General features: G+C 57.9%; 8 protein-coding genes and 1 pseudogene. All 9 read left to right on the top strand.

Annotation, left to right across the window (positions count from 1 at the left end; genetic code table 11):
• The first annotated feature begins 460 nt into the window (after positions 1–460).
• The 9 genes and pseudogenes from NLM27_RS26490 (at position 461) to NLM27_RS26450 (ending at position 12076) form a co-directional block, all read left to right on the top strand.
• A complete protein-coding gene (locus tag NLM27_RS26490; protein WP_254146092.1) occupies positions 461–607 on the top strand; it encodes a hypothetical protein in 147 nt (48 codons plus the stop codon).
• Between the two features lie 7 nt (positions 608–614).
• Positions 615–2426 (top strand): annotated as a pseudogene (locus NLM27_RS26485) (ABC transporter ATP-binding protein).
• 968 nt (positions 2427–3394) lie between these two features.
• A complete protein-coding gene (locus NLM27_RS26480) occupies positions 3395–4255 on the top strand; it encodes a MaoC/PaaZ C-terminal domain-containing protein (RefSeq protein ID WP_254146091.1) in 861 nt (286 codons plus the stop codon).
• A 490-nt stretch (positions 4256–4745) separates the two neighbouring features.
• Positions 4746–5503, top strand: a protein-coding gene (locus NLM27_RS26475) for an IS5 family transposase (RefSeq protein ID WP_254148933.1) whose coding sequence is annotated in 2 segments (ribosomal slippage) — positions 4746–5088 and positions 5088–5503 — 759 coding nt in all. Because the reading frame shifts where the segments join, the coding sequence is not laid out codon by codon here.
• A 672-nt stretch (positions 5504–6175) separates the two neighbouring features.
• Positions 6176–7024: an acyl-CoA thioesterase II gene (locus tag NLM27_RS26470; RefSeq protein ID WP_254146090.1), complete on the top strand. Its 849-nt coding sequence runs from the start codon at positions 6176–6178 to the stop codon at positions 7022–7024.
• Between the two features lie 467 nt (positions 7025–7491).
• Positions 7492–8364 carry an acyl-CoA thioesterase II gene (locus NLM27_RS26465; protein WP_254148932.1) on the top strand — a complete coding sequence of 291 codons (873 nt, stop codon included), beginning with the start codon at positions 7492–7494 and terminating at the stop codon, positions 8362–8364.
• Positions 8365–9224: 860 nt separating this feature from the next.
• A complete protein-coding gene (locus tag NLM27_RS26460; protein WP_254146089.1) occupies positions 9225–10283 on the top strand; it encodes a phosphotransferase family protein in 1059 nt (352 codons plus the stop codon).
• A 1186-nt stretch (positions 10284–11469) separates the two neighbouring features.
• The gene (locus tag NLM27_RS26455) at positions 11470–11799 is read left to right on the top strand and encodes a hypothetical protein (protein ID WP_254146088.1); all 330 of its coding nucleotides are present in this window, start codon (positions 11470–11472) and stop codon (positions 11797–11799) included.
• The gene (locus NLM27_RS26450; RefSeq protein ID WP_254146087.1) at positions 11774–12076 is read left to right on the top strand and encodes an enolase C-terminal domain-like protein; all 303 of its coding nucleotides are present in this window, start codon (positions 11774–11776) and stop codon (positions 12074–12076) included. The genes NLM27_RS26455 and NLM27_RS26450 overlap by 26 nt, the downstream gene beginning before the upstream one ends.
• The last annotated feature ends 112 nt before the right edge of the window (positions 12077–12188 follow it).

The following is a 12188-nucleotide window of genomic DNA, read 5'->3' as shown; positions in this document are numbered from 1 at the left end:
TCAAAGACAGCAATAGTAGCGCAAGTCGACCTTAGTGCGCTGTTGCAGTTGTTCGAGACGTTATGACATTCGAACCATCAATCGCACAGCCAGGTGCTGCAGCCGACATGCAGACAAAGCAGTTCGGTTGCACGTTGCATGTGCCGGGCAAGGACAAGATAATGGCTAGACTGAGTAGATCTGTTATCGTTGGAGTTAGCCAGCGCCTGCACCAAGCGTCCTATCTGAAAGGAATGCGCGGCTTGTCGAGACGTGACGCAAACTGTTTGCGAGCGACATCGTGCACCCATCAACAAAGGCAGGGCAATTCTCTTACACGGCCCCAAAGCTCGCGCTTGCAGGTTGTGACCGATACATGTGTCAGCCGCGCCTCGTCGGCCAAATGGGCGACGGTCTACCGGATCATGCCTGGAACACCGGTCGCTTGTCTGCGCCTGCTGCTCTTGAAGGAATCTAGGCCGTGCCGCTGATCGCCGGCGTTGATAAAGCCGACGTCCAGCTCTTTCAGGACATCCAACAACCGGTTTTCAATGCCTCTCCTAGTAGTGCCTTGCGCCATCGTGCGCCAATTCAGATGGAGTTGGCTCGCGCTGTGAGTGCCGCCTAATCGCGCCATGAATGTTCAGGATGACAAACGACCCGCCGCGCTCCGTGAGGTCATACCATTCGTCTTCCAGCACTGGCTGAAGCAGCCTGTTCGCCTCGCGATCGTTCTCGTCGGCTTCTTAGGTGCACCGATCGCCGACTTGTTCATGCCGGTTTATTCGGGCCATCTCGTTGACGCATTAACGCCGGGTCCGTACGATCCGGCCGCCCGGCATGCGGCGCTGGTTGCATTCAGCGGTATCGTGGTCCTGGGTCTCATCTCGCTGATCCTACGATTTGTTGGCCTCAAGGCAATTGTGCCATTCACGCTGAAGACGATCGCTGATGTAACATACGAAGCCTTCGTGCGGGTGCAGCGCTCCTCGACTGATTGGCACACCAATTCCTTTGCCGGCTCGACCGTTCGCCAGATCACGCGCGGCATGTCTGCGCTCGACCTGCTCAATACCACCGTTCTGATGGCATTATAGCCGTCGCTCGTGGTGCTCGTAGGCTCAATGATCTTGCTAAGTCTGCACTGGCCGTGGCTCGGCGGCGTGATCACTGTCGGCGCGGTCATCTACGTCGCGGTCACGATAGTGATGACGATCGGCTATATCGCGCCAACGGCCCGAGCATCCAATGCCTGGGATACCAAGGTTGGCGGCACGCTTGCAGATGCGCTCACCTGCAACGCCGTGGTGAAATCATTCGGCGCAGAGACGCGTGAGGATGCGCGATTCGATGGTGTTGTCAAACAATGGCAGGCACGGATGTCGCGCACGTGGCAGCGCGGAAACGCGACTTTCATCGTGCAGCACGTGATGCTTTTGTGTTTTCGCTGTTTGATAATGGGCGGCGCGATCCTGCTCTGGATAGCAGGGCGTGCCTCGGCGGGCGACGCGACCTATATGCTGACGAGCTACTACGTCATCCACGCCTATTTGCGTGAGGTCGGCATCTACATCAACAATCTGCAGCGTTCTGTGAACGACATGATGGAACTTGTTACTATCAGTCGAGAGCAGATGGGCATCATCGATGCACCGGGCGCCAAACCGATTGATATCCGCGGCGGGAGAATCACGTTTGAGGACGTGACTTTTCATTATGGGGATCACCGCGCGCCGTTGTACGATGCCTTGTCAATCGACATCCGCGCCGGCGAACGCGTTGGACTTGTCGGCCGTTCCGGATCGGGCAAGACGACGTTTATCAAATTGGTGCAGCGGCTCTATGATCTCTCTGGCGGCAGGATTTTGATCGACGGCCAAGATATTGCCAAGGCGACACAGCAATCGCTGCGCAGCCAGATCGCGGTCGTGCAGCAGGAACCGATGCTGTTCCACCGCACGCTGGCTGAGAACATTGCCTACGGGCGGCCAGAAGCAGGCGTGGCAGCGATCGAGCAGGCAGCGTGGCTCGCCAATGCGCATGACTTCATCGTACGGCTGCCGAAGGGGTCTGGCACGCTGGTCGGCGAGCGCGGTGTAAAGCTGTCGGGCGGTGAGCGGCAGCGGGTCGCGCTAGCGCGTGCATTCCTAGTGGATGCGCCGGTGTTGATTCTGGACGAGGCCACCTCAAGCCTCGATTCGGAATCGGAGGGGCTGATCCAACAGGCGATGGAGCGGTTGATGAAGGGACGCACTTCGATCGTGATTGCGCACCGGCTATCGACGGTACGCAACTTCGAGCGCATTCTGGTGTTCGATCGAGGTGAGATCGTAGAGCAGGGCAACCACGGCTCCCTGACTCGAGCTGGCGGCATCTATCGGGGGCTATTCGAACGGCAGGCTACGCACGATGCGCTCGGTGGGTCCGCAAAAAAGGTCGCTAATTAAGTTGGCACGACCTGATCCGTCTCGACCTCATGAGAACGCACGTGAGCGAATGGACTTGGTCGTTAGCGTTCGTGAGCATCATCCGGTTCCGTGCCCCGTCTGGTTCAGGACCTTGGTTGACTGTAAGATATGTTTGTCGGATGAAGTTGATTTGCGCAGAGTTGGCGCAACTTGCCGTGTCGGCGGGCTGGTCATTCGCCGCCGCTTGCCGCGTCTAAGGATGACTATATCCCGGGCGCGATCAAGTTGCCCGTTTGACTAACAGGGTCGAGCTGCATGGCCATGCCAATCGCCTATCTAAACGACAAACAGGAAACGCTTTCACACCTATCATGGATCATGGTGCGATCGGCGGACAGCGCGATTCGAGGAGTCGGCGGCTTGGTGCCGCCAAGGAGGAATGGCGGCATATAGCGCCGTACTAGGCCTTATCGGCAAGCTTTGAACGTTGGCTGCTGAGCTCAGTCTGGGTGCATGGAATTGGAATTCCGCCAAGGGAGCAGCCGGGTATGGAGTGTGCAAGGGGTTCGATGGGCCTTTAGGCTGTGCCTTTGGGCGTCAAGCGGTGTCCATTTGCTGACAGGCACAAGCCCCCGTCGGGTGCGGAACATGAGGGCGTTGTCGGAAGGCCATGTGGCATCAGACGCTTAACGCGCTGACGGTTCTGGCATGGCCGTTGCTAGTGAAGTTCAACAACTCTGAGCAGGGTGCCAAGTCAAGGAAGACGCGCGATGCTCGTACTCACATGTGTGTTGCTGGACAAAAGGCGAGCATAGAAGCGCGTGGCGTTGGCAACAGCTTCGGAGAGCGGAATGGTGCCGCGCCTGAAAATGCTGGTTGCGTTCATCAATACGAGAATTGGCCGGGAGACCGGACTTGACGAGGACGAGAGCTGATGGAGCAGTGGACCGCCACTGCCGCTCTGTAAGCGGGCCTGACGCCATGGTAACGAGAACGAGGAGCGGCTGATGCCGATCGACTATCCGGCCATACTCGACCTCAAGACCGAAGCCGTGCCCTATTCGTGGAGCGATCGGGAGGTGATGCTTTACGCGCTTGGGGTCGGCATGGGCTCCGATCCTCTGAACGAAGAGGAGCTGCAGTTTGTCAACGAGGCATTTGCAACATCCAAGCCGCTAAAGGTTGTTCCGACTTTTGCTTCGGTCTGCGTATGGGGGGCACGACCCGGGGTCATCGACCTCAACCGCGTCATGGTTCTTGACGGCGAACGCGACATCACGTTTCACAAACCGATTCCCATCGCAGCCGAGGTTACTGCGGATGCGCGTGTGCGCGGCGTGTACGACAAGGGAAGGGAGAAAGGGGCGATCATTCAGAACGAAGTCATCGTTAAAGACGGCACGGAGGACAAGATCGCCACAATCGTTTCGTCGACGTTTGCGAGGGGCGACGGGGGCTTTGACGGACCATCGGAGGGAATGCCCAAGCCGCATCAAATACCTCGCCGAGCACCGGACCGATCAGTAGATATCCCGACCCAACCCAACCAAGCGCTGATCTATCGTTTGTCCGGTGATAGAAATGCCTTACATAGCGATCCGGGATTTGCGCGCCGAGCGGGCTTTCCCAGGCCCGTTCTCCATGGCATGTGCACCTATGGACTGACGTGCAGAGCCGTGTTGCAGACCTATGCTGACTACGATCCCTCTGCCTTTCATCGTCATCGCGTCCGCTTTTCTGCCCCCGTGTTTCCGGGTGAGATCATTACTGTCAATCTTTGGCAGGACGGCAACTCGATTTCGTTCGAAGCTCATGTTCGGGAACGCCAAGTTACCGTCGCCAAGAATGGCCAGACATTGCTGGGTTGACTTGGCCTAGCTGAAGATGTCAAGCGAATTGGCGCGGCACCCATGCGGGTTCGGAGCCCAGTGGGGCACGACTTCTGCCGCTATGGCGAGGCGCTGTTTGGCACAGCCAGCGTTGCGGCGCCCAAAACAATCCCGAAAAGGCGCCGAAGGCGTAAAATCTTGGTCTGCCTTGAACGATCCCGGGCACGCTTGGAGGTCGCGCTTTGCGGCGGAAACGGAGATGTGAACGCTATCATAGTCATGTCAGATAAGGCGCGTGGTGTAAATGTCCTGCTTGAGACCAGGGCTAATGGCGTGAGCGTGGCCAAGAGAAGTGCCGTACCGGCGTAGTATGAAGCGTGCACCTTTCTGATCTCGCTGACTGCGCTGCGTAGCCGTTGCGGATCCGAACCCGCGGCTGGCACCAGCGCTAGGACCGATCGACATTCAGGATTCCCAAGCGGATTGATCGCTGATTCATAGAGTTCCGTGATTCGACGCGGAGCGGATGATGGCGGCGAAACGATACGAGTTGAACGAGGCGCAATGGGCGAAGATTTCGCCATTGCTGCCAGGCAAAGCTGGCGACCCCGGACGGTCAGCCCGGGATAACCGCCTGTTCTTGAACGGGTGTTTATGGGTGTTACGGTCGGGCGCGCACTGGTGTGATCTGCCGGAGCGGTACGGCAAGTGGAAGACCGTGCACCGGCGCTTCAGCCGCTGGTGCCATGCCGGCGTCTGGGAGCGCGTGTTCGCCGCGCTGACCGCCGATCGCGACAACCAGTATCTGATGATTGATAGCACCATCGTTCGCGCCCACCAGCAGGCCACGAGCGGAAAAGGGGGGCCAAAGATCAGGCGCTGGGGCGCTCCCGAGGCGGACTGACCACCAAGATCCACATGCTGGCCGATGCCCTCGGCCGTCCGCTCCGCTTCATCGTCACGGCCGGACGGGTTGGCGACATCACCCAGGCGCCCACGCTGCTTGACGGGCAAAGCGGCGATGCCGTGCTGGCCGACAAAGCCTATGACAGCAACGCCCTGCGCGCGATCATCGCCGAGATCGGCGCAACGGCGGTGATCCCGTCAAACCGCACCCGCAGGATCATCATCCCGCATGACCCCGACGCCTACAAACAGCGCAACCGCATCGAGCGCTGCTTCTACCAACTCAAGCACTTCCGGCGCTTCGCCACCCGTTACGACAGGCGGACCGCCAACTTTACCGGCTTCATCCATCTCGCAGCCGCCATGATCTGGATGCAATGAATGTCGATCGGCCCTAGCGCGTACCCTAGGGCGCCGAGGATGAGGAGGCGATAATGCTCGTCATAGCCGTCGATGGGCAGTAGCTCACCTCGCCGAGGAGCCGAAAGGCGGTTCGTTGCAGCTGACTCTCGCGAGAGTTACAGAGGCCCACAGCGTCTCGCAAGCGACTTCTGGTTCTGCGTCTCCAAGGCAGCGCGGGAACGGAGCTTTAGAGTTCAGTCCATCTGCCGAACCTAGTACCAAGCGCGCTGGCGCGATGATTGTGACGGGCATCCCCTCGCAAGCGTTCGGCACGAGAGGCGACCGTTGTCCTTCGCGCGATCGTTGTCATGCTCAGCTCTGTCAGACTTCAAATCTGTATGTTCGGAGCACGACGCTAAGGTCGAAGTATTTCAGGCGCGGCTCGAAGTAGATGGATGTGTCTTAACTGGCGTGCACAGCGGATGCATGGCATGCCGATTGCTGCGGTGACGTTGAAAGGGAAAGGTATCATTCCTAGCGGTACAATGAGAGGGCCACGATTGATCCAAATCAATAGACAGCAGCACCGCCGCGTGCCGTTCCGCGAATTTACGCTGGCGGCATGCGGTGCGAGACAACGCTCCGAAACCTCGAAAGTTCTGTTTATGGCAGCATGCCATGTATGACGCCCAAGAAGGGGAATGCGCATCAATGTCCGAAAGCCTGATCAACCTGCCCGCTATCTTGGAGGTGGAAGCGATGGAAATGAACTTGTTTCGTGGCAACAGTCCGAACACCAACGCGCAGCGGGTGTTTGGGGGCCAGGTGATTGGGCAGGCGATGGCTGCGGCATGCCGCACGGTGGAGGGACGGCTGCCGAATTCGCTGCACAGCTGCTTCATCCGGCCCGGCAACCCAAAGGCGCCTATTATTTACGAGGTCGAACGGCTGCGCGACGGCAAGAGCTATTCGACGCGCCGCGTCAGCGCAATCCAGCATGGCACCGCAGTCTGCTCCATCGTGGTCTCTTTCCATGCCGACGAGGACGGCGCTCTTGACCACCAGGACAAGATGCCCTGCGTGCCGTTTCCGGATACCCTCATGGCAGTGCAAACGCCTGAGCAGCCGACATTTTGCGAAACGACTGACTTCGTCCGCCAGAACTACGCGATAGAGTTGTGCCTGGTTGAGAGCGGCCGTTATATCGGTGAAAAAACTGAAGATGGTCGCGTTCATGTGTGGATCAAGGCAGCGACGAGGCTGCGCGACGATCCAGTGCAGCATATGTGCGCGTTGGCGTATGCCTCCGATTACCCGCTGCTCGATGCGGTGACGGCTCGCTATGATCGGCCATTGTTCGACAAACGTATGATGATTGCAAGCCTCGATCACGCAATGTGGTTTCACCGACCGTTTCGAGCAGACGACTGGCTGCTTTACGCCAAAGAGTCGCCGAGCGCACAAGGCGGACGCGGCCTCGTACGCGGCTTGATCTTCGAGCCTGGCGGCACATTGGTCGCGTCTGTCGCCCAAGAAGGTTCAGTGCGTGAGCAGCGCTGAGCCGTCACTTCCATACAAACGTGATATGGCGTCGAGAATCCCATGGCGGTCGATTCCGAGCCGCGAGGCGTCCAACCCTCGCTCATGTGCATTGTCGCGTTCGGCCTTTGTCCGGTTGAGTCTATGTTGGCACTCCGACATTCAACGCAACTACCGTTGCCGGCGGGGTGAGGACATCGATTTCGCATCACCTTACCGTGGCACGGTGATTGCTGGGCAGGAAGCATCGATGGCAAGGTCGAACACGGTAGTCCCGGCGCAGGAGTTGAACGAAGCGTGTCGTTGCTTGCGAAACGATGTCAATACGCCAGCACAGTTGCAGTTGCCCCGCCATAAGCTGCAAACCGGATAGACCAGAACGAGGGTCCCCGGCGCTATGGCTCGAAAGGATGCTCGATGTCGGACTTCGGCTTCATCGCAGGGCTGCCATACAGGGAATGATGCCGAAGAAGAACAAAGGCGCGTCAATGTCCAAAACCTCGATCGACCTGCTCTCCATCTTCGACCTTGAGCCAATCGAGGTGAACCTGTTTCGCGGCAACAATCCGAATCCTCTCCTCCAACGGGTATTCGGTGGGCAAGTGATAGCGCAGGCGATGGTCGCGGCATGTCGCACCGTGAAAGACAGGCTGCCGCATTCGCTACATGGCTATTTCATTCAGACCGGTGACCCCCAGGTTCCGATCATCTACGAAGTCCGAGGGCTGCGTGATGGCAAAAGCTATTCGACACGGAGCGTGACCGCAATCCAGCACGGTAAGCCCATCTCTTCCATCATGGTGTCCTTTCATGCAGGCGAACAGGGCGCTTTCGATCACCAAAACAATATGCCCGCTGTTCTGCCGCCCGAAATGCTCGCTGCAGAAGAAATATTCAAACGATCGAACTTCGCCGACATACCGGAGTTCATCCGCGGCTACTATGACCGCGATCGCCCGATTGAATTGCGTCCTGTCGAGATTGGCCGTTATGTCGGTCAAAAAATCGATGACGGCCGCTTTCATATCTGGATGAAGGCCGCAGCAAAGCTGCCCGATGATCCGACGATTCACATGTGCGCGCTGGTCTATGCCTCAGATTTGGCGCTACTCGATGCGATCACGGTGCGCTATGGCCGCACTCTGTTCGACGGGCGCATGATTTCGGCGAGCCTCGACCACGCAATTTGGTTCCACCGTCCCTTTCGGGCCGACGAGTGGTTACTTTACGCCAAAGAGTCGCCGAGCGCACAAGGCGGACGCGGCCTTGCGTGCGGCTTGATCTTCAGGCGTGACGGCACGCTGGTAGCGTCGGTTTCTCAGGAAGGCTCGGTGCGCGAACGGCGTTCGTTATCCAGCTGAGCAGAAACGTTCTGAGATCGGTAGTCATGCGCCTCACCTCGTCAGCAGCATTGCAGGCACCTCAGCACCTGCGGGGGCGTCGAAGTTGCGCCATATGCGCGAAAGTGCAATCACCGTCTTGTGCTTCCCTTGTTTCCGTAGCGGGCGAGCGATACGCTTTGACCGCAAGGGGGGCGACCATTTGCCTGTCCGTAGCGCGAGCAAGAGCCGGCGCTCCGAACACGGGGTTCCAGACACCACCCTTGCCCCTGCCACAAACGATCGTAGAGTTTTAGTCGGATGACAAATCGGGTGTGAAATCGCGCTAGCGGAAGCCATTTGAACGAATGAGCGAACTGAACGAATGAGCGATGCCGCTAATGATGCGGGGATCATCCGGATCGAATTCGCGCGCATTCCTCGACAGTGAGAGATGCTGCGCTGCGCCATTAGTCGTCGCTCACCCTGAACGGGATCTTGCGCATCATCGCAGCCCGCTCCCACGAAAGTCAGGATCGTATTGTCGGCATGTGGAAAATGAGATCTACGTCAGCGTTAGATGCGCCCGATCGAAGCGCCAAAAGAAGTCACTCTTGAGCGAGTTAAGCGGCCGAGATCCGCAAAGGAGGTTCGATGATAAAAGTGTGCTGCTGTGTTGGTCGCTAGAGGCGAAGCAGCTTGTGAATCGTTCGAGCAGGCGATGCAGACCGTGTCCGCGCATCAGACGAGGAATCCGCACGACTAAGCTCGACATGCACCATACGTCTGACGGATGGCCCCGATGGAGTGCACTGCCGCACGATCGACTTGAAGTTCGGACGTATGGAGCTGCTCCGTGATCAATGAAGCGGCACGCTTCAACAATTTCGAGGAGTGTCACCTTGGCCGATGGCTTCAGGAAGGACGAGGAGTTCTCGGGCACGAGACCCGTCGAAGGTCGACATCGAATCGACGAGAACCGTCTCGATCGCTGGATGCGCAAGCATGTCGATGGCTATACCGGCCCCTTGACTATCTTACAGTTTCAGGGAGGCCAATCCAATCCTACCTACAGACTCGACAGTCCCGGTCGCTCCTACGTGATGCGAAGAAAGCCGTTCGGCAAGTTGCTGCCGTCGGCGCATGCGGTCGATCGTGAGTTCCGCGTCATCTCGGCCCTCGGCCAGCAGGGCTTCCCGGTTGCACATGCATTTGCGCTCTGCACTGACGATGCCGTCATTGGCGCGGCCTTCTACATCATGTCGATGGAGGAAGGACGCATCTATTGGAATCCGACTTTGCCAAGCCAGCCTGCCGACATGCGGGCAAAGATTTTCCGCAGCAAGATCGAGACTCTCGCGAGGCTGCACATGTTTGATCCCGATAGGATCGGGCTTGCCGACTTCGGAAAACCCGGCAATTATTTCGTACGCCAAATCGATCGCTGGACCAAGCAGTACCGCGCCTCAGAGACGCAATATATCCCGGAGGTCCAAAAGCTGATTGAGTGGCTGCCAAACACGATCCCCGAGCAGAAACTTGTCTCCATCGTGCATGGCGACTATCGGATCGACAACATTATCTTTCATGCAAAGCAGCCGCACGTGACCGCAGTACTCGACTGGGAATTGTCGACGCTCGGCGATCCCATCTCCGATTTTACCTATCTGTTGATGCAATGGATCAGGCCAGGCCTTGCGGACGCCGACCTGAAAGCGCTCAATATCCCGAGCATGGACGAAGCCGCGCAAATCTATTGCGCCTACACGGGCAGCGAGCTGCCGGACTTGAATTGGTATTTTGCGTATAATCTCTTTCGATTGGTCGGCATGACTCAAGGCATCGCGGCGCGCATCCGAGATGGCACTGCCGCCAGCACCAAGGCGACGGAAGTTGCCAGGCGCACCGTGCCGCTCGCGAAAACATCGTGGAATTATGCGCAGAAGGCGGGCGCGAGGTAACGCAGATTGTTGCAACGAGCGCGATGTCAGGAGAGTTCCTCGGTGAGCAGTTCTGGCCTCAAGTTCAATAGAGGCGATCATGGGTCCGCGGCGCCGTTTCCTCGGAGCCGCCTTCACTCCCCTGTGGGCAAGAAGCGCAGCGGTCGACCGACCGCGGTCAAGAGGTCGCGATCGAATGGTAAGCTTGAGCACGCCAGGCCGCCTGGCGTCATGCCATCGTGTGCAGCTTCAGATCCATGCTCAGACATCCGTACTCAGATCTCTTCCGGATCGACGGGCTGTTCACCGCCTGACCGTTCCTGAGTCCGAGGGACACTTGAAAAATTGCGTGCCGCATTTGTTTCCCATCGGCAATGATCCATGGCGAGTAGCCGGGCCCATACGGTTCGAATAATCGCAAGCCGTCGATCTTGTTCATTGAACTCAGATGGATCTGATGCGTCGCAGTCCGCCCGGATGTGCTCCTCACCGGAGTAGGTAGTATCCCGATCCCTGTTGAGGGTGTAGAGGAATACTATCGGTGCATACGCATCGGCCAGAATACAGACATGAATAGCATAGTTGATCACCTGCACGGCCGACAATTGCGATATGATCATTGCGCCGCTACAGGTGGCTCAATCCCACTGACTACGTCAACAGAAGCGCCCACGTTTCCAACTGTCAAGCTTGGTCACTTCGGCAGGCAGAACACGAAATGGGGTTTAGAGGATAGACCTTGGCGAAAATCGAATCTGCGGTTAGTTCGAGCCGATGAGCTTTGCGCACAAATGTTACAGAGCATCTTGCAGAGGTGTTTGGCGGTAAGCCGCTCCAACATGCCCACCCTCGCAACGTTCTATAAGATTATGCCCAGTAATAGTCTTTCCTTGGGATGGGTTAAGTGCGTCCAGCATCTGGACAGGCATATCAAAGTTGTGAGAGGAGTAGCAATTATTGCCATGACTTCGTATTTGGCGTGGTAGCTGCGATGGCAGCTGGACGGGTCGTTGCGCAATACGGATATGCGTATCAGGTGGGCTGAGGCTCAAGACGTCCGATAAAACTATCTCGGGGATGATTGTCTTCACGAACGCGCGCGGCGGCGGACGCAAGACGGGGACCAGGGCTGGGTGCTGTCCGGCGAGGATCGGCTGCGTACCGAGTATCTCTGGCAAATGATCTATGTCGCCTGCGCGATCACGGCTTGAAGGGCGTCGTGATAGAAGGCTTGAGCGGTATCGATATCGCGCTCTGGGACATCAAGGCAAGCATTTCGGCGTTCCCGTGCATCAGCTGCTCGGCGGTGCGCAGCGGACTCACATCGTCGCCTACGCAACTGGCCCCCAGGCGCAAGGTAGAAGACCCGATCTGGTATCCAGCCGAGGAGGCAGCAGGCTATGTCGTTGAGGGATTCTCAGCGGTGAAGCTTAAGGTCTGCTTCGGTGTGGAGGATGATGCGCTCGCGACGCGCGTCGTGCGCCAAGGTGATCTGAGCGACTGCGTCGACGATGGTGGACGCGAACCACGCCTTTGACAGCGTCGCGGCGATCCGTCTGGGCCGCATGATCGAGAAACAAGATGTCGGCTGGTTTGAGGAGCCGGTACAAGCAGATGCCGGGTATAGAGCGGTAAAGGCCGCAGTTTCGATCCCGATCGCAGGCGGAGAATGTGATTTCACTCGCTTTGGGTTCCGCAACCTGTTCGTCTCGCACACGCTCGATATCGCCAAGTCCGACATTTGCGGGTCAGATGGATTCTCCGAATGCAAGAAGATCGCCGATATGGCAAAAGCGTTTCGGCGTCCGCTATAATCCGCATGTTTGGGGTACCGCGATTGCAATTGCCGTATCGCTACGTTTACTTGCCGTTCTGCCGCTGCACACGCGGTCCTCGTCCGTATCCGTGGCGTCGTTGTTGGAGTTC

Origin of the sequence: Bradyrhizobium sp. CCGB12 (assembly GCF_024199845.1) — a bacterium.
Taxonomy (GTDB): domain Bacteria; phylum Pseudomonadota; class Alphaproteobacteria; order Rhizobiales; family Xanthobacteraceae; genus Bradyrhizobium.
This window is presented reverse-complemented; position numbering and strand designations above follow the sequence as displayed.

Excerpts from the sequence above, each read along its gene's own strand:
- NLM27_RS26465 (WP_254148932.1), top strand. The coding sequence starts at position 7,492 with ATGTCCAAAACCTCGATCGACCTGCTCTCCATCTTCGACCTTGAGCCA.
- NLM27_RS26450 (WP_254146087.1), top strand. The coding sequence starts at position 11,774 with ATGGTGGACGCGAACCACGCCTTTGACAGCGTCGCGGCGATCCGTCTG.
- NLM27_RS26480 (WP_254146091.1), top strand. The coding sequence starts at position 3,395 with ATGCCGATCGACTATCCGGCCATACTCGACCTCAAGACCGAAGCCGTG.
- NLM27_RS26470 (WP_254146090.1), top strand. The coding sequence starts at position 6,176 with ATGTCCGAAAGCCTGATCAACCTGCCCGCTATCTTGGAGGTGGAAGCG.